Source organism: Furfurilactobacillus entadae, from assembly GCF_045862745.1.
Lineage (GTDB): Bacteria > Bacillota > Bacilli > Lactobacillales > Lactobacillaceae > Furfurilactobacillus > Furfurilactobacillus entadae.
On the sequence record NZ_BQXN01000001.1, the window covers coordinates 90,850 to 109,137 of the forward strand.

Consider the following 18,288-nt stretch of genomic DNA (forward strand, 5'->3'; position numbering starts at 1 on the left):
CTTAATTTATCAGGAAAGTTCAGGAGGGTTCTTATGAAGAACGTGATGAAAACGACTGCCAGACGGATGGTGGCCGAGTTCGAGCGCCAGGCAGATGCGTACATGATTTGGCCGGAACGACCAGACAACTGGCGTAACGGTGGGAAGCCCGCTCAAGCAGCCTTTGCACGGTTGGCAAGCTTGATTAATGAAGTTGAACCGGTAACAATGTTGGTTTCGAACAAACAGTACCTTAACGCCCGAAAGTGGTTACCAAAAGGGGTCCGGGTGGTGGAAATGAGCGCTGACGATGCGTTTGTTAAGGACACTGGGCCCGTGTACGTCGATGAAAACGGGCGGTTGGCCGCAACGGACTTCGGGTTTAATGCATGGGGCGGCTTGCTGGATGGCTTGTACTTTCCGTGGGCAAATGATCAATTGTTGGGACAAAAGCTGGCGGAGTTAAACCGGGTGCCGTACACCGTGAACCATGAGTTAATTATCGAAGGGTGTGCCATCATGACAGACGGTCAAGGCACGCTGATCACGACGGAGGATGTGTTGTTATCAGAAGGCCGGAATCCTGGCTTCACCAAGGCAGAAGTTGAATTTGGGTTAAAACAGGAGTTGGGGATCAGCACCGTTATCTGGTTGAAACACGGTTACTTTCTGGATGAAACCAACGGGGACATTGATAACATGCTGAACTACATTCGGCCAGGCGAAGTGGTGTTGACCTGGACGGAGGATGAGGCCGATCCCATGTACAGCATTGTTCGAGAAGCGGAGACAACCCTGTTAGCCGCTCGTGATGCACAGGGGCGGAAACTGGTCATTCATCACCTGACCATGCCAGCTGCTCAACACGTGACACAAGTAGAAAGTCAGGGGATTGATCCAATTAACGGATTGTTACCACGGTTAGCGGGACAACGGCTCTTTGCCAGTTACGTCAACTTTGTGACGGTCAATGACATGATCATCGTGCCCGAATTTGACGATGAACAGGACGCGATCGCCAAGGCCACATTGGCCGAGTGTTTTCCGGACCGGCGCGTTGTTGGGTTTGATGCACGGGAAATGATCTTAGGTGGTGGCAACATTCATACAGTGGTGCACACGCGGCCAGATGCCGCAGCGTTTGGGGGTTAAATACATGAATTTCTTTGAAATTGCGAGTGCGCATTTGAAAAGCCTCACCGATAATGAACGGAAACTCTTTGATTACATCGTGAAAAATATGAACGATGTAAAGGGGATGTCGATCCGTGAAGTCTCAGCCAAGTGCTTTGTCTCCACGGCCACCTTTTTGCGGTTCGTTCGTAAAATTGGCTTTTCTGGTTACAGTGAACTCATCACCGTACTGAAATTCACCACGCGCGATGCCGTCATGACTCAAACCGCGCATCCTGAAACGCAGTTTGTTGTGCCACAAAAGAACTACCGTGAAGAATACCTAAAAAACATCGAGGAAACCGTTCACGTCTTGCGGCCAGAACTGCTGCACCAAATCACCGCAAAGATGAACACCATGCATACACTGTTCATCTTTGCGACCGGTATTAGTAAAGGGGCAGCCCATTACATTGCGGATCAATACCGGCTGGCCGGATTTAACGTGGTCTTTCCATCGGATCGCTTATACAGAAAGGCGGCCATTGGGCACATTGAACCTGAAGACCTTGTGTTAATCATTGATTACAGCGGTGAAGAACCAGAGTTCATCAGCCTCATTCAGCAATTAACGGATCACCGACCGTTACATCCCATGATTATGTCCATCACAGGTGCAGATAATAACGCGATTCAGAACCTTAGTGATGCCAACCTATACACCTTTGTTGATGAGGTTACTGGTCCGCAAGGGGCAACCATCACTTCACGCGTGAGTGCAGTGGTCCTAATGGAATTAGTTTTGTACCAATGGTTGGAGGATCAAGGAATATAAGTGGTCTAAATAGATAAGTAAAATATTTGTGCTATTTTTTTACTGGAAGCTGACTTATTATAAAGAAAAGGTAAAAGAGTATAGATTTTAAAATCGATGACTGAGGTTAAAATAATGCCTAAAAAAACAACGATTACTGATATTGCAGAAGCAGCTGGAATTTCTGTAACTACTGTGTCACAAATTTTGAATGGAAAAGGTGATAGATTTAGTGCAGTCACCCGCCAAAAGGTCTTAGGGTTGCAAAAAAAAATGGGCTATCACAATACAAATAGCGATCAACCATTTGAGGCTAAAATTACGATTGGAATGATTGTCCCTGATTTGGATAGTCCGTATTATCGTGAACTGATTCAGGGTGTTCAATTAGGAGTGAAAGCGCATTTTGCAGAGCTGTCAGTAGAATTTTCAGATGATTCTAAGGGTATCGGATATCACATTAATGAATTTATGGAACGTCCAGTCGATGGGATTATCGTTTGTGGAAACAATATTGATTTGGCCTATGTCCAAACTTTATTGATAAACACAGGGCTACCGACGGCTATTATGGACCCAGAACAAGATTCGGAATCTACTTTTGCAATCGATGAGTTAGAGGCAGGTAGCAAAGCGGCCGAGTATTTATTAGATAACGGTCATCGTAAAATCGCTTTATTAATGAAAAAAGGTAATAGTGAAAGTAAACTCCATAGAATTACAGGTTTTACTAATGGGTTAAAAGAATATCATTTGGATTTAAACCCGTCGCTATTTTTTGAACAACGTGATGAATCAAAAGTGAGTGGGTTCGATGCAGCAAAGCAAGTTATTGATAGTGGTGTGACTGCTGTTTTTGCATTTTCCGATGAATTGGCTGTTGGGTTAAACCGTGGATTACTTGCTCATGGTAAAAGAGTGCCAGAGGATATTTCTATTTTGGGCTTTGATGATATTGAATTAACGAGGTATGTTCAACCTGAGATGTCAACGGTTCACCAACCGCTTGAAGAAATCGGGAAAGCACTTGCGAATGAGCTATTTCAAACTAAAAACTCAACAGAAGGCAATAAAAGACAGTTTAAAGTCGTTCTTAAAAAGAGAGGTAGTATAAAACATATATAAATTTATCAATCTTTAATGCTCTGGGTTTATTTAAAAACTCGGGGCTTTTTATTTGGTAAAAAATGAGTAAAAATTAGAAAACGATGAAAACGCTTACGGCAATGGAATGTCTAGTAACGCCGTGTTAACAAAGCACTCTTCGAATTTTATAAATGTAAAATCTAGGTAAAATAAAAGCGTTTTCAAAAAGCCTTGTTGTCATTCAATGTTTGTTGTAAAAATAAGTTGTAGTAATTTTTACTAGAGGTTTACTTGCACTTATTCTTAGGAGGACGATTAACATGGATCAAATGAAGATAGCGTCTACTGAGCAGGCAATGCAGTATTTTGAAACGGATCGTGAAATTGTTTCAGCGTTAGATACTGATTTTGTTGACTCAGCAGCAGTAGTGGTAATGTCAACGGAAGTTGATGCTATCAATGCAGTTAATGACACCAAGTTTGGTGTTCCTGTATTTGTACTTGCAGATGAAAATGCCACAATTGATGCCGGAATGATGGCAAAGATTTATCATATTTTGGACTTAAATAACAAATATGATCACCAACTATATAATCGTGAAATTGAAGCAGCTGCAGCAAAATATGAAGAAGGCGTGTTACCTCCATTCTTTAAGGAATTAAAATCCTATGTTGGCCGTGGTAATATTCAGTTTGACTGTCCTGGACATCAAGGAGGACAGTATTTCAGAAAGCATCCGGCTGGCCGTCAATTTTATGATTTCTTTGGCGAAAATATCTTCCGCTCAGATATCTGTAACGCTGATGTTAATTTAGGGGATTTACTGATTCATGAAGGCCCTGCAATGGCAGCTGAAAAGCATGCAGCAAAGGTTTTTAATGCGGATAAAACATACTTTGTTATGAATGGAACGACAACCTCAAATAACATTGCGATTACAGCAGCAATTGCTCCTGATGATCTTGTGTTATTTGACCGGAATAACCATAAATCTGTTTACAATGCAGCGTTGGTTAAAGATGGTGGTCGCCCAGTTTACTTAGAAACATCTCGTGACCCTTATGGCTTTATTGGTGGAATTTACTCACGTGACTTTGATGAAGACTATATTCGTAAGCAGGCTGCTAAAGTCGACCCAGAAAAGGCTAAACAAAAACGGCCATTCCGGTTAGCTGTTATTCAATTGGGGACTTACGACGGTACCATTTATAATGCTAAGCAAGTTGTTGAACGAATTGGTCACCTGTGTGATTACATTCTCTTTGACTCCGCCTGGGTTGGTTACGAACAGTTCATTCCAATGATGCGTGATTCATCACCACTGTTGCTAGACTTAGGACCTGAAGATCCTGGTATCTTGGTTACTCAATCAACACATAAACAACAAGCTGGGTTCTCGCAGGCCTCACAAATCCATAAAAAAGATTCTCACATTAAGGGTCAGAAGCGCTATATCGATCATAAACGTTTCAATAACGCATATATGCAATATGCTTCAACATCACCTTTCTATCCATTGTTTGCAACGCTCGACATAAATGCAAAGATGCAAGAAGGAGAAGCCGGAAAGAAGCTTTGGCATGATGCATTGGTTACTTCGGTTAATGCTCGGAAGAGCTTGATGAAGAACGCAACCATGATCCGTCCGTTTGTTCCACCAGTTGTCAATGGGAAGAACTGGGAAGACGCTGACACAGAGAAGATTGTTGAAGATATTGATTACTGGCGTTTTGAAAAGGGTGCTAAGTGGCATGCCTTTGACGGTTATGAAGACAATCAATACTTCGTTGATCCAAACAAGTTCATGTTAACAACACCAGGAATTAACGTTCAGACCGGAGAATATGAAGATTTCGGAATTCCTGCTACGATTTTAGCTAATTATTTACGCGAGCACGGGATTATTCCTGAAAAGAACGATCTTAATTCCATCTTATTCTTAATGACTCCAGCAGAAACGCCAGCTAAGATGGATAACTTAGTTTCTCAAATTGTTAAGTTTGAATCATTAGTGAAGGAAGACGCTCCATTGGAAGACGTTTTACCATCACTTTACGAACAAAACAAAGAACGTTATGCAAATTATACGATTCGTCAACTTTGTCAAGAATTACACGACTTCTACAAGGGTAACAATGCTAAGGAATATCAAAAAGAAATGTTCTTAGCAGATTACTTCCCAGAACAGGCAATGACACCATATGATGCTAACGTTGAATTATTGCACAACAATGCAAAACTAGTCGCATTGAAAGATATTGAAGGTAAAATTGCACTTGAAGGTGCGCTTCCTTACCCACCTGGTATCTTCTGTGTTGTCCCAGGTGAAAAATGGAGTAAAGTTGCCCAGACGTACTTCTTGATTTTGGAAGAAGGAATTAATCGTTTCCCAGGATTTGCACCTGAAATTCAGGGTGTCTATTTCGAAAATGAAAATGGCAAGACAACAGCATACGGTTACACGTATGACGCCGAAAAGAAATAGGACCAGAAAAGCATGGTTAAATAATCATGCTTTTCATTAAATAAGGGAATCGAGGAAACGTCATGGCACAAGAAAAGAAAAAAATGAGTGTGGTTCAATTAACCATCATAACGGCCATTAATATGATGGGTTCTGGGATTATTATGCTCCCAACTAATTTGGCGCAAGTTGGGACGATGTCAATCTTATCCTGGATTGTAACCGCCGGGGGCGCAATGTGTTTAGCCTATGCATTCTCTAGAGCTGGAATGTACACTCGCCACTCTGGTGGGATGGGTGGTTATGCCGAATATTCTTATGGAAAAGCTGGTTCTTTCATGGCCAACTATACGTACGGGGTGTCACTAGTCATTGCCAATGCTGCGATTGCGATTTCAGCGGTTGGGTACTTGGATGTGCTGTTTAAGCTGCACATGTCACCAGTTGAAGTTGCCATTGCTACAATTATCACTCTGTGGTTAGCAACGGTTCTTAACTTTGGTGGTGCACGAATCACTGGCCGGATTAGTACGTTTACGGTTTGGGGCGTGATTATTCCAGTGTTGGTCATTTCGATTGGTGGGTGGTTCTACTTTAGTGGGCATCTATACGCCGCTTCATGGAACCCACACAACATGGGCTTTTTCACTGGGATTAGTCAGTCAATCTCCATTACCTTGTGGGCCTTTCTGGGATTGGAATCTGCTTCTGCAAACATGGATTCCGTTGAAAATCCAAAGAAGAACGTGCCAATTGCTGTGCTTGGTGGGACGATTGGTGCCGCAATTATGTACATTATTTCAACCAACGTTATGCAAGGAATCGTACCAAATGCAAAGTTAGCCGCTTCAAACGCACCATTTGGGGTTGCTTTTAGCCAAATGTTTACGCCAATGGTTGGGAATATTGTTATGGGATTAATGATTATCTCATGTTTTGGGTCCTTACTGGGGTGGCAATTTACAATTGCAGAAGTGTTCCGTAGCTCTGCACATGAAGGATATTTCCCGAAGATTTTTGGTAAGACTATCGGTAATGGAACTCCCCTGGTTGGGATGATCATTATTACATGTTTGCAATCGTTATTGGCCTTAATGACAATTAGTCCATCACTTTCTAAACAATTTACAATCTTAGTTAATTTGGCGGTGGTTACAAATGTTATTCCATACCTGCTATCAATGGGGGCGCTTAAGACAATGCAACTCGACGCAGGAGTTACGGCGTCTGCCCGACGGACGACAAATATTATTGCAACGATTGCATCAATCTACAGTTTGTATGCATTGTACGCAGTCGGTGCTGAAGAACTTGCCTACGGTGCGCTTGTAACCTTTGTGGGCTGGACCTTATATGGCTTTGTATCTCATAAATATGACTTAGAAAAAAATGAAGCCAAGGTGTAGTTAAACGATAGAGAAGAGTGGGTCGATTAGGTTCGATTCATTCTCTTTGTGGTTCAAAGGAGGTGTAAAGTTGGCTGATAAAAAAACACCAGTTCTGACGGTAACGGGCGTACAGACACTTGGAAACCGATGCTTACAGGCAGACTTAGCTGCTTTTAATCACCGCTCTGTTTATGGAGTATCAATTATTACTGGAGTTGTTACCGAGGGTTTAAATCCGTTAGAAGCAGAAATTTTGTTACCAGGAACAGCAATCACTCGACAATTTGGTGAAGTGTTTCGAAATTTCGATATTAAAGCGTGTAAAATTGGCAGCTTGCCCAACTTAGAATCCATTATTGCTGTTGAACGAGCTTGTTCTGATGGTGCTGTTGGCCCGGTTGTCCTTGACCCATTCCTTTTTAATGAAAATCATAAGTTGATATTAGATGAGCAGACGCTTTTGCAGTACGTCAAACGGTTACTGCCGATTACAAGCGTGATTACGCCAAGTGTTGAGGAAGCTGAAGCGTTAGTCGGATTTCCGATTAATTCAGACGAGGATTTGATCCATGCAGCAAATGAATTGCGCGGTTCAGGTGTTCGCAATGTCTTTATTACGGGAGAACATAAATCGGAAAATCCTCAGGTGATTCATGATTATGTGTTGCTTCAAAATGGCGACGACTTCTGGTTAACAGGCGAGTACATTAAAGATGTTACAAATGTTGGTGCCGGGGATACATTGTCTGCGCTTGTTGCGGCTGGTTTGGCGAAGAATGATAATGTTGAAATGGCATTACGAGATGCTAAAGAGTTCGTAACAGTAGCATTAAAATCAGCTGTTCAAGTTAGTAAAGCAGTTAAAGCACTTAGTTATTGAAGAGGATATTCAGTGCTCAAATAGCGTCCAGCGTTTGTCAGATATAGTCTGACAAACGCTGGACTTTATTTGTCTTTGGTAAGCCGTTATTTGACGCGCAAAATTGATTAATATTTATTTTTAATAATATTTTTGAATAATAGCATGTATACAAGCATATAGCGCACATGTGTTATCATTCACAATCGTGTGCTACAATTTATTTGAACAACATTGATGTTAAGGAGGAGGGGTTATGGAAATTTCAGCATTTAAGCCAATTATTAACGATGAGACAGAAGTGACATTACCGCAGATTGGCGCCATTAAAGTAACAACACGTAAACTTGGAAGTGACTTTTATCAATTTGACATTGTAACATCTGACGATAAGGTCCAAGTGGTTGAAAAGGTGATCAACGATCATTGCATGCTCCATATCCACGAAATTCCTGTTATCGCAGCATTTTCAGATTAGGGAGGGTGAATAATGGAGAAGGTAACCATTCAAGTTGGCGATTACACCTGTATAGGGACAGTTGCTGGCAACGGCATTGAAGTCATTGATCATCGCTATGCCATTAGTGAAGCCGCTTATGATGAAATTCTTCATAATGCTGGACCAACGATTGATGTTGATGGGCGGACCTATGAACTATGGAGTCTGAGTAGTTTGGACATCCGTTATCCCGGTATGCCAGCGTTCTTCATTAATGTCTTAAAGCAATCCTGATGTTTCTGCTAGTGCAATTATTTTTATATTCGGATCCAACAAAAGGCCATGTTCATGCGAACATGGCCTTTTGTTGATGGCACATAAAACCCCCGTCTTCGGTAAAGGACGGGGGTTCAGGGTTAATGTTTGTAATGTGTGCGTTTCTTAAAATGGAAGTAGCCGATTCCAGATAGGAGCGTCATCCCAAGTAGCATGAGCATTTCAGCAAAGCCTGCTGAGCGCTCGACTGTTTGACCAGTACTTGGTAATTCAGCGTGTTTTGCGGCTAATGTTCCGGTACCAGAGTTACTGCTAGAAGAGTTACTCTGTGCAGGAGCGACCGTAGTTGTTGATTGACTTGAACTGGTGGCATTACTGACAGTGGATGACTGAGTGTTACTATTAACGCTCGATTGATCGGCGTTTGTTGTTGAACTCATTGATGAAGAGCTGCTTGAACCGTTCGATCCAGGGGTCGAGCTCGTTGACGAGGAACTACCACTGTTGGAAGACGAACTTGAGCTAGAACCTGAACTACTTGACGAGCTGCCGGATCCGCTTGAACTTGATGAGGACACCGGATCGTAGTTGACAGTAACAACGTTTGCACCAACGCCATCTTTGCTAACAACGTATGATGTCGGTTGGTTTGCAACAACGGTGTAGCCCTCAAATATTGGTTGGTCAATGGTGATGGTCCGGCTAAACTTCGTTGCGACCGTCTTTGTATCAAGTGTTTTACCATCGGTAGAAACATACTTGATTGTGACCGTTTCATCGTTTGGAATTAACACGCTATTGAACGTGGTGGTTAGGCCGAGTTCGTCTTCTGTGACAATACTTGGATTTTGGTTGTTCAATGCGAGGAATCCATTGACTGAATCGACATTAAGTGAGGAAAAAATATCGGCGTAGAATTGTGTATCATCGCCAGGGAACTTAACGAAGGAGTTAACGGGATCGATGGTGTACCCCGTGTAGTCCATTAACGGCAAAATGGTCTTGTCACCAAGCTGAAAGTTAGTGACGACCGGCTCTGGTGTCTTTCCCTCAGAATCTGAATTTGACCAAGAGTAGATAAATGTTTCAACAGTTGGGTCTGCCCGAGCGGGTGAAGCCACGGTTGAGAAAACTAACAGTGCTAAAAACATGGTCAGGGTAACTGCGAGTAGCGGCTTGAATGTTTTCATATCCTTTCCCTCTCCTAAGAAGTATTTGTATAACAACGAAACGATAAATTAAAAGTTATCTTGATGATTAATTAAGTATACATGATGGAAAATGGGTTCACAAAAGTTCCTCCTCGTAAACGTGTCTATTTATGGAAAAAGTTAAGGCTGTTGATAAAACGGTATCAATAAAAGCTAATTCTAGCTGTGATGGGAGAAATGGTGAGGGTTAATGCAAATGGTTCAGACAATAGAATATTTTAAGGAGTTAACTTATTTCTAATGTTACCAAAACTTTTTATTTGACGTGCAAGTGAAGGTGTCTATAATATTCATTGTGCAAAACGTTTTGTGCCAGGTTGTTCATTATGTCAAACGAATATCGGAGAGGATTAGAACATGTCAAAGAAGATTGTTTTGGAACCTGCTGCTCAGGAAGTTAGTAATGATAGTAAAGCGCACCCAAGAATTTATGAACTGGTGCCCACTAAGGGGCGTGAAGTCCTGGAACAGGCCCAGTCAACCGACGTTGAAAAGGCGCCCGCTACTGATGATGTCGTCGAGATTTCGACAGGGGAATGGGGCACGATCAACGTGCACTTCATCCGCCCAGTCGGTAATGAAGACACGTTGCCCGTTATTTTTTACATCCACGGTGCCGGTTGGGTCTTTGGGAGTGAACATACACATGACAAATTAGTCCGTGAGTTGGCTGCGCGGACACAGGCTGTGGTCGTCGTCCCAGAGTACACTCGGTCACCAGAAGCGAAGTACCCAACGGCCATTGAGCAGAACTACGCCGTTTTGCAACAGTTGCCAGACTTTGCGGCAGCTCATCGGTTTAATGTTGATCAACTCACGGTCGCTGGGGACTCTGTCGGAGGGAACATGGCCATTGTCATGACCCTCATGACAAAGAAGTGCCAAGGGTTGCCAATTCAACAACAATTGTTGTATTACCCCGTAACGGACGCCAACTTTGAGACCGAATCATACATCCAATTTGCAGATGGTTATTACTTAACGAAGGCGGGGATGGAATGGTTCTGGAATCAGTACACAAACGTTCCGGCCGAGCGCGCAGAGATCACAGCTTCACCATTGCGGGCAACCCTTGATGACCTGAAGGGGTTACCAGCAGCGATGATTTTAAACGGTGAAGCGGATGTACTCCGTGATGAAGGGGAAGCCTACGCAAATAAATTACGTGAGGCCGGTGTTCCCGTCACACAAGTACAGTTCCAAGGCATGATTCATGACTTCGTGATGTTAAACTCACTTGATCAAACGCACGCTACCCGTGCTGCGATGGACCTTTCAACGACCTGGCTCAACGAAAGAAATCACGCGTAAGATCAAAATGACATTTAACCAGAATTTTTCCTAATCACACGCCATTTTGATGACCGCTAAACGCCGCCAGTATCGTGTTTAGGCACATCTGTATGTGTGTGCATGATTGAGCGATATACTTACCCATGCAAAACATTAACTTTGGAGGCGTTCGTTATGGATATACAGAAGTTCCGTGTGATTTTGGATGATGTCATTGAAACCGTGGTCCCAGACGTGGGGCCAATTCGGGTGATCACCCGTAAACTTGGCAGTGAGTATTATCAATTTGATATTACGACAACCGAGGATCGCTTTAGTGCCGTGGAACAGATCGAAAATAATCAGTGCATTTTGCACATTAATAACGTCCCAGTGTTAGCAGCATTTGTAGATTAAGGTGAAGATTGAAAGACGGTTGGCCATGACGGCTGACCGTCTTTTTGTGTTGGTTGATAAAATGCGGATGAAAAGTCGGAATGATATCACGTTGAATCTTTGAATCGAGATAGGGATGAAATGTTATATCGCGCCCATTTTGAATGATTATGGGTCATGGTTTTACATCCGGGATGCCATGTAGATGATATACTAGTTCTTAAGGAACCTACCATAGGAGCAATGGCAAGTTTTGGCCATTTTGTTCTCTACAATTGGGTCGCTCAATAATATTCCCTAGGATGGCTCACGATGAATCGACACCTAACCCTCAAAAGAATCTTGATCATGGTCTTTCTGATCAACACGATCTATAGCCTGATGTGGCCGCTCAGTACGCTGTACCTGACGGCAGAGTTTGGCCGCTCGTTGACACAAATCGGGCTAGTGCTACTGGGTTATTCCGCAGCCAACGCGCTAGGTAGCATGGCGGCGGGCGCCTCGTTTGACCGAGCAAATCCGTGGTGGGTGGTGATGAGTGGTCTGTGTGGCCTAGCTACGGTGGGGCTTATCGGCCTTTTGTGGCACAGTCTCGTTGGATTCACCGTTTTCCTAATTTGTTTTGGCTGGGCAACTGGTTGGGCACTGACGACTCAGTACGCACTGGTCAGTTATCTAAACGCCGGTCGGGATGCACGCCATGATTTCAACGTGCTGTACCTGTGGATCAACCTCGGCCTCGTGGTGGGGACAGGAAGTCTTGGTTTATTGTATCGGGGCCACGGGGTCACCATGGTGATGGTGGTCATCATTGGCCTTGCGGTGGCTGCTGCATTGGTGGGTGGCCGCTTGCCTCGACGGTTGCCGCGCTTAGCAGCAACTGTCACAGATGACGCACACAACCAAGCAACCACAGCGCCATCCGCGCAACAAGTTTCTGTCGCCCGGCCAGTTGGCCAGCTATTTATTGCCTTGCTGATCGTCTGGCTGGCGTACTCCCAGTGGATGACCAATTTGTCGGTCTATGTGGTTCACTCCGGATTCACGGCCGGCTTTTATAGTCGACTGTGGGTGATTAACGGCATTGGAATCGTTCTTGTGCAGATGACGTTATTACGTCATCCCCACGTGTTTCGGCATGTGATGACACAAGCGCGCTGGGGTGTTTTATGCCTGGCCGGGTCGTTTGCCCTTTTGTTAATGGGGCATGAAGCAGTCATTTTCATTGTGGCGATGTGCTGTTTAACACTGGGCGAAGCGCTGTTTGTGCCGGTAATTCCGGTGTTGGTGGATGAACGGACATCCGTGGCCATGAAGGGGCGCAACCAAGGGTTGATCAATGTCTTTTCCTCGTTGGGAAAAGCGGTTGGCCCACTTATTGGCGGGGCATTCATTGAGGTTGCCGGCTATCCGCACGTCTTTTTTGGGGCGGTGGTACTACTATTGATTGCTGAGGGTACATTGTGGTGGCAACGCCGTCATCACGGGATTAAAGGATAAATGATTGAACGCCAAAAGCGCCAACAGGTTTCATCGAGAGGATGAGCCTGTTGACGTTTTTAGTTTGATTAGGATTACTTGGTTAAGAGGTCAATGGCGTAGTGAATTTCAGCGTCTGTGCATTTTTTGAAAATCTCCGGTTATCCTGAGAAATTTCTTCTATAATAGAAACTATTATAGTGGCTTTGAAATGGGAGTGAACGACTAGTGGCAACAATCACGACACAATTGCAGATAAACGCAAAGCACCACCAACGGTTTGTCCTGAGTGGGGAAGACGGTCAGGTTCTTGGGTGCGTTGAAACCCACGGGCTAATCGGGACGTGGAACATGTTTTTGGGGTGGCTGGTGTCACTGCCAATTCATGACGAAATGCAGGTCATGGAGAATCATTTACTGGTCGAATCAAAAGTGCGCTGGTTGGGCGCGAAGTACCGGATTTCGGTCAATCATCAGCCAGTTGCGGTGGTGGTGACGCATAATTTTCGGGCCGGGTATCTGATTAACATTAAGAATGAATATTATCAATTAACGACAGGCCCTGGGGAAACGTCCTTTACCATTACTGCACCGGGCGTAACGCAGCCGTTATTGGCCCTGCGGCAATTACCGGGAACTGATGATCGATTTGTGATGACGGTCGGGCCAACGTTAGGCCTGTTAACTGGCACTGGGTTGGCTATGGCAATTCTGGCAGGTCACGGGAAATAGCTTTTACTGACAATTAGAAGAACAAAAAACCGGGCGCAATGGATAATTATTACATCCACTGCGTCCGGTTTTTATTGGCGCTTTGTTTATTGAGCTGTGTATCCGCCGTCAACGACAAATTCTGAGCCAGTTGCAAATTTCGATTCATCTGAAGCAAGGTAAACACAAATGTTGGCAATATCATCAGGTTCACCGATGTGGCCAACTGGCGTTAACTTCGCTTGCGCTTCTTCCATACCAGGGTGCGCATCAACCAATGGGGTCTTGATGTAACCAGGGTGGACCGTGTTAACACGAACACCGTAGTTTTGTTGAGCGGCGTACAATGCGGCTGACTTACTGAACAGCCGAACGCCACCCTTTGAGGCATTATAAGCGGCCAGTTGAGGATCACCAATGAAGCCTTCGATGGAAGACATGTTGATGATGGAACCACCGTGATCCTTCATGGCGATCATGCCGTACTTTGTCCCGTAAAAGACACCATCGAGGTTGATCCCCATTAATTGGTGCCATTCTTCGGCAGTTGTGTGTTCAACATCTTTTGCGATGGCGATTCCGGCGTTGTTGACGATGACGTCAAGTTTGCCAAAGACGGCCACCGTTTCGTCAATGACCTGTTTAAACCGTGCTTCGTCTGCTGCATCTTGTTGTAAATAGATGGCGTTATCGCCACCATTCAGGCCGGCAAGCGCTGCTTGACCATCCGCGTCATTGCGTGAGGTAATCACCACTTTTGCGCCTTCACGCAAGAAAGCGGCGGCACACGCGAGCCCAATACCCTTTGTCCCACCGGTGATGATTGCGACTTTATCCGTTAACCGTGCTGACATGAATAAATCCTCCTCAATTGTAAGTGATTAGTGTAACCGCTTTTATTATCGCAGATTTATGCTGAGAATGGGAATGAATTCACAAAAAATAAATTTTAAATTTGTCTTGCTTACTTTTCATAAGTAGGGTAAAGTATTCTCATCGATATACATAACCCGCTCTCGAACGAGAGCAAGTAACGGAGGAACAGGAATATGAAGACAGATTTATTGGATTTGATGAAGCAACGGCGTTCAGTTTACAACTTGGGGAAGGACGTTAAGTTATCTCAAGATGAACTGACAACGATCGTACAGGACATTGTGAAGGAAGCCCCATCTGCCTTTAACAGCCAAACAACCCGTGTCGTTTTCGCTTATGGTGAATCACATAACAAGGTTTGGCAAATTGTTGAAGACACCTTGGAAAAGATCGTACCAGCAGATCAATTTGAAGGTACAAAGGCAAAGATTGAAAACTCATTTAAGGCCGGTTACGGCACGCTGTTATGGTTCACAGAAATGGACACAGTTGCTAACCTGGCCGAACAGTACCCAGCGATTGGCGAAAGCTTTGGTGACTGGTCTGAACAACACGTTGGGAACGCCCAATTTGCAGTGTGGACTGCCTTGGCTGAAAATGGTGTTGGGGCCTCAATCCAGCATTACAACCCATTGATTGATGACGCCATCAAGGAAGCCTTTAACATCCCAGCTAGTTGGCGGTTGCGTAGTGAAATGCCATTTGGTTCAGTTGAAACCATGCCTGAAGACAAGGATTACATGGCAACGGACGACCGTTTCAAGATTTTTAACTAATGTAAAAGGGAGCAATCGACGATTGGGTCGGTTGCTTCTTTGCGTTATAAACCAAACGTTAGTGCTGAAATCAGTAAATTGGTCTATTTTTTTAAGCGGGATGATTAGCACAGTCGCTAAATAGTTTTGTTGCTGAAATTAATTGGTTAAGAACCGCTTTAATAAACCATTGCAAACAATTTAATTTTGTAATATGTCATTTTGGTCTATAAAAATTCTGGTGAAATCGGTATAATAATAGTAATTAAATGACAATGTTGGGGGGAATCGATCATGCGAACATTGTTGATTGTAGCTGATGACCAGACGAACGTGCATCAATTAGTGGACCGACTCCAGAAATTTGGGAGCGGGTTCCGGTTCCGTTTGGCAACCGCTGATCCACGGGTTGCACGAAGCTGGCGGCAAAAGGGCCTTGAGGTCATGATTGGTGACCCAACGGACTTGCTATTTGTGGCCCAAGCACTGGTTGATGTCGAGATGTGGTATTTGGCTGTTTCAGACCACGTGAGTCGCAGCTGGTTAAAGGCGGCGTTATGGGTCCAAGCCCACTTCAACCGCCCGTTACAACGACTTGTCATTGCGGCAGTTCCGTTTGCACCGGCACTAACACAACAACTCCGTCAAAATGGCCTTCAGTTTACGTTTTTATATGAAGTTCAGTCGTTACCGTCAGGCGCGCTGATCGAAATTGCGGATGAACAGCGGCGGGTCGCCCGGCAGACAATGAGTGTTGCCGAACAGATTGACTTAGTGGCGACGTTATTGATCAGACCAGTGGTTGCAACGACCCTGGAAATCGCAAATTAATTTGTTTATAAACGAAAATCGGCGCCACCCCACTAACTGCTGTGGGGTGACGCCGATTATTTAATTGTTGATTAATTATTGATCCGGGCAAACTGTAAGCTCAGTAAGCTGTTTGCTAAGGACCGATCGAACCGAGTGTTTTCAGGCCGGACGGTTTGAGGTACAAGGACAGCCCGATCTTGCTTAACGGCTGGCTTTGATGTAAATAGCCGGCGTAATTTTGTTGTGATGAGATTGCGGTGTTCTTCGGTTTCCATAACAGGTCCCTCCATTGAAAATAAAATTACTCCTTATAAATACCATCTTTTAACCGTATGGTCAATCAATAGCATTGCGAAAAGTCAAAATAGGTCAAAAATTTATAAATTGAGTGATTCATCTGAGTTGATTATCCTCAATTTGGTTGGGCATGTCGACCATTTTGCTCTGACATGGGCAGCTATGCTCAATGGGAAAGCTCTCTGAGGTCACAAGTTGGTGGCTAAACCAACCAGAACCTAATAATAGTAGTGATACACAAATCTGTTTAAACATGGAGCCTCCTGGCAAAAAAAGACGGCCGCCAACAGTAAGTGTCGGCGGCCGTCAGTAGGTTGATGTTAGTGTGCTGTGGTGGCAGGGGCGGGTTCCTCATCGAAAATGGGGGTGGTGACAGTTTCACTATAGTGTGCGCCAACGGCCTTTGCGTATAGCAACTGACCGTTTTTATCCACGATGATGCCGGCTGCAATCATGTTTGCCATGGCCGTCTTGACGACCTCTGGGGTCAACGATTCGTTAACGGTCCGCAACTTGAGCCGGGCTGTCTTACCGGTTGCTGTTTTAAATTTCAAGTTAAGCTCTTTCATGTGGGTGCTCCTCCTTTTATGTGAACGAAAGCGGTTAGTCAGTCAACGTTTGCTTGGATAAAATGGTGGTGTCCGTGACCTGGTCATTTGACAGTGACGCGATGGCCTGACCAAATTGACGTAACTGAGCATCCGTTGCCGATTGGCTAACGCCAGCGTAGCTCCGTTTCAGTGGTGCAGGGTGGCTATCGCCGGTTAGTTCGAATTGGACGGTGCTTTTAAGCCATTTTTGAGCCATGAGAAGTCTCCTTTGCCTTGTGGGTGAGTGGGTGATGGATTGCAAGTGTGGCCACGCTTACAGTAATAGTAACGATTGAACCACGTCAAAGTGTAAACATAAAAAACACGACGCCTAAAGTAACTGGCGTCGTGTCTGATCAAAACGTTTATTGTTCGAGTCCTGCTTCGTATTGTTGTTGTAGCATGGTGATTGCCCGTGGCTCAACTTTTGGACTCACGTAGGGCTTGAGGGCCAACCGTCGCACCATGGGGTCGTTATCGCCGTACTGAAGGTCAAAGAGAACATGAACGCTGTTTGGTTCACCATGGTCGTTACTGTCGGCATAATTAAATGAAGCCCCGTTGACGAGGGCATTTCGTTCCGCCAGTGGGAGGGCCCGCACGTAAGCCGGGACGTCATTCACATTAGCAATCGTGGCCAACGGAACCGTTAAAAACGTTGGGACGGGAATTGTCGTAATGATGAACTCACTATGAAAATTGATGACCCGTTTAAAATTAGCCATTGGCAGTGCGGGGAGGACCCCGCGGACTAAAGTTTCTGGTTGCTTGTTGTGTAATCGTGACGAACTGGCCGTTGTGGCGGCTTGACCATGACGACGAGCGTCGCGGTCAAAGGCCATCAGGGCGCCGAGATCGGTTGTTTCGTCTTTGCCAAAGTGTTGGCGGATGAAGGCAACGTTATGATTATCAATGACGTAGCGCAACTGGTGGGTCATGCGGACATTTGCATCGTCTTGGGCCAGTCCTGATGGATATGCGGCCCGGACTGTTTGGGCCAGGGCGTGCCAAAACGGATCATTTGGGGCAAGGTCATCGGCAAACGGATTATCACTGATCAGATCACCGGTCGTCGTGCTCAAATGGGCGCCAAGCCCCGTGAACAACCGGTTTAATTTATCGCTGGCAGGGAGCGTGCTGGCCGTAAACAGGGTTTTAAAGAGCACCCCGCCAGCGGTTCGACTGCTTGTCTGCCAGTCACTGAACCCTGTGACAACGTTTGCGTCGTTGACGGTGGTTGCAATTCGTTTGGCAAGTGCCGTGAGGGCGGCTTCATCCCATCGCTGGTGATCGGCTAATTGAGTGAGCAAGTCGAAGGTTCCGTTGACATACTGTGGCATGGCGTCACCGGAAAGACTGGTGGGCGGTTGAATGAGTGAAACTAAAGTTTTGTGTTGAACCATAGGAAAGTCCTCCGTTTTAGCGTAAGGTTAACATATAATCGTGGGTGACGGAAAATAAACGCTGAC

The 18,288-nt window shown here is 44.8% G+C and carries 20 protein-coding genes; 14 read left to right on the forward strand and 6 right to left on the reverse strand.

Translation table 11 applies throughout. The features are described 5' to 3' along the window. Positions 1 to 33: 33 nt before the first annotated feature. From aguA to ACKTR5_RS00550, 8 genes are all read left to right on the forward strand, one after another. The gene (gene aguA / locus ACKTR5_RS00515) at positions 34 to 1,131 is read left to right on the forward strand and encodes an agmatine deiminase (protein ID WP_407878276.1); all 1,098 of its coding nucleotides are present in this window, start codon (positions 34 to 36) and stop codon (positions 1,129 to 1,131) included. A 4-nt stretch (positions 1,132 to 1,135) separates the two neighbouring features. Beyond that, positions 1,136 to 1,927, forward strand: a complete 792-nt coding sequence (locus tag ACKTR5_RS00520) for a MurR/RpiR family transcriptional regulator (RefSeq protein ID WP_407878277.1) — start codon at positions 1,136 to 1,138, stop codon at positions 1,925 to 1,927. Positions 1,928 to 2,041: 114 nt separating this feature from the next. Next, positions 2,042 to 3,031 carry a LacI family DNA-binding transcriptional regulator gene (locus tag ACKTR5_RS00525; RefSeq protein ID WP_407878278.1) on the forward strand — a complete coding sequence of 330 codons (990 nt, stop codon included), beginning with the start codon at positions 2,042 to 2,044 and terminating at the stop codon, positions 3,029 to 3,031. 281 nt (positions 3,032 to 3,312) lie between these two features. Beyond that, on the forward strand, positions 3,313 to 5,478 hold the full coding sequence (speC, locus tag ACKTR5_RS00530; protein ID WP_407878279.1) for an ornithine decarboxylase: 2,166 nt from the start codon (positions 3,313 to 3,315) through the stop codon (positions 5,476 to 5,478). A gap of 62 nt (positions 5,479 to 5,540) precedes the next feature. Beyond that, on the forward strand, positions 5,541 to 6,863 hold the full coding sequence (potE, locus tag ACKTR5_RS00535) for a putrescine-ornithine antiporter (RefSeq protein WP_407878280.1): 1,323 nt from the start codon (positions 5,541 to 5,543) through the stop codon (positions 6,861 to 6,863). A 70-nt stretch (positions 6,864 to 6,933) separates the two neighbouring features. Further along, positions 6,934 to 7,725: a bifunctional hydroxymethylpyrimidine kinase/phosphomethylpyrimidine kinase gene (thiD, locus tag ACKTR5_RS00540; RefSeq protein WP_407878282.1), complete on the forward strand. Its 792-nt coding sequence runs from the start codon at positions 6,934 to 6,936 to the stop codon at positions 7,723 to 7,725. Positions 7,726 to 7,960: 235 nt separating this feature from the next. After that, positions 7,961 to 8,182 carry a hypothetical protein gene (locus ACKTR5_RS00545; RefSeq protein WP_407878283.1) on the forward strand — a complete coding sequence of 74 codons (222 nt, stop codon included), beginning with the start codon at positions 7,961 to 7,963 and terminating at the stop codon, positions 8,180 to 8,182. 12 nt (positions 8,183 to 8,194) lie between these two features. Continuing rightward, complete coding sequence (locus ACKTR5_RS00550) at positions 8,195 to 8,437, forward strand: hypothetical protein (RefSeq protein ID WP_407878284.1); 243 nt, start codon at positions 8,195 to 8,197, stop codon at positions 8,435 to 8,437. Between the two features lie 122 nt (positions 8,438 to 8,559). Here the strand turns inward: ACKTR5_RS00550 and ACKTR5_RS00555 are convergent, their stop codons facing one another. Beyond that, positions 8,560 to 9,609, reverse strand: a complete 1,050-nt coding sequence (locus ACKTR5_RS00555) for a hypothetical protein (protein ID WP_407878285.1) — start codon at positions 9,607 to 9,609, stop codon at positions 8,560 to 8,562. A 378-nt stretch (positions 9,610 to 9,987) separates the two neighbouring features. On the opposite strand from ACKTR5_RS00555, the gene ACKTR5_RS00560 reads away from it, so the two are divergent. From ACKTR5_RS00560 to ACKTR5_RS00575, 4 genes are all read left to right on the forward strand, one after another. After that, on the forward strand, positions 9,988 to 10,941 hold the full coding sequence (locus ACKTR5_RS00560) for an alpha/beta hydrolase (protein ID WP_407878286.1): 954 nt from the start codon (positions 9,988 to 9,990) through the stop codon (positions 10,939 to 10,941). A gap of 156 nt (positions 10,942 to 11,097) precedes the next feature. Continuing rightward, positions 11,098 to 11,319 carry a hypothetical protein gene (locus tag ACKTR5_RS00565; protein WP_407878287.1) on the forward strand — a complete coding sequence of 74 codons (222 nt, stop codon included), beginning with the start codon at positions 11,098 to 11,100 and terminating at the stop codon, positions 11,317 to 11,319. Positions 11,320 to 11,610: 291 nt separating this feature from the next. After that, complete coding sequence (locus ACKTR5_RS00570) at positions 11,611 to 12,798, forward strand: MFS transporter (protein WP_407878289.1); 1,188 nt, start codon at positions 11,611 to 11,613, stop codon at positions 12,796 to 12,798. Positions 12,799 to 13,005: 207 nt separating this feature from the next. Next, positions 13,006 to 13,509: a hypothetical protein gene (locus ACKTR5_RS00575; protein WP_407878291.1), complete on the forward strand. Its 504-nt coding sequence runs from the start codon at positions 13,006 to 13,008 to the stop codon at positions 13,507 to 13,509. 86 nt (positions 13,510 to 13,595) lie between these two features. On the opposite strand, the gene ACKTR5_RS00580 is transcribed toward ACKTR5_RS00575, so the two are convergent. After that, the gene (locus tag ACKTR5_RS00580; protein WP_407878292.1) at positions 13,596 to 14,342 is read right to left on the reverse strand and encodes a glucose 1-dehydrogenase; all 747 of its coding nucleotides are present in this window, start codon (positions 14,340 to 14,342) and stop codon (positions 13,596 to 13,598) included. A 195-nt stretch (positions 14,343 to 14,537) separates the two neighbouring features. On the opposite strand from ACKTR5_RS00580, the gene ACKTR5_RS00585 reads away from it, so the two are divergent. Together ACKTR5_RS00585 and ACKTR5_RS00590 are read left to right on the forward strand one after the other, a co-directional pair. Continuing rightward, positions 14,538 to 15,140, forward strand: a complete 603-nt coding sequence (locus tag ACKTR5_RS00585) for a nitroreductase family protein (RefSeq protein ID WP_407878293.1) — start codon at positions 14,538 to 14,540, stop codon at positions 15,138 to 15,140. A gap of 273 nt (positions 15,141 to 15,413) precedes the next feature. Beyond that, positions 15,414 to 15,950 carry a hypothetical protein gene (locus tag ACKTR5_RS00590; RefSeq protein WP_407878294.1) on the forward strand — a complete coding sequence of 179 codons (537 nt, stop codon included), beginning with the start codon at positions 15,414 to 15,416 and terminating at the stop codon, positions 15,948 to 15,950. A 71-nt stretch (positions 15,951 to 16,021) separates the two neighbouring features. On the opposite strand, the gene ACKTR5_RS00595 is transcribed toward ACKTR5_RS00590, so the two are convergent. The 4 genes from ACKTR5_RS00595 to ACKTR5_RS00610 all read right to left on the reverse strand — a co-directional run bounded on the left by ACKTR5_RS00595 (position 16,022) and on the right by ACKTR5_RS00610 (position 18,222). Continuing rightward, complete coding sequence (locus tag ACKTR5_RS00595; protein WP_407878295.1) at positions 16,022 to 16,207, reverse strand: hypothetical protein; 186 nt, start codon at positions 16,205 to 16,207, stop codon at positions 16,022 to 16,024. Between the two features lie 342 nt (positions 16,208 to 16,549). Next, on the reverse strand, positions 16,550 to 16,798 hold the full coding sequence (locus tag ACKTR5_RS00600) for a DUF2922 domain-containing protein (RefSeq protein WP_407878296.1): 249 nt from the start codon (positions 16,796 to 16,798) through the stop codon (positions 16,550 to 16,552). Positions 16,799 to 16,832: 34 nt separating this feature from the next. Beyond that, complete coding sequence (locus ACKTR5_RS00605) at positions 16,833 to 17,036, reverse strand: DUF1659 domain-containing protein (RefSeq protein ID WP_407878297.1); 204 nt, start codon at positions 17,034 to 17,036, stop codon at positions 16,833 to 16,835. A gap of 148 nt (positions 17,037 to 17,184) precedes the next feature. Further along, positions 17,185 to 18,222, reverse strand: coding sequence for a DUF3114 domain-containing protein (locus tag ACKTR5_RS00610; protein ID WP_407878298.1), 1,038 nt, complete (start codon positions 18,220 to 18,222; stop codon positions 17,185 to 17,187). Positions 18,223 to 18,288: the final 66 nt, after the last annotated feature.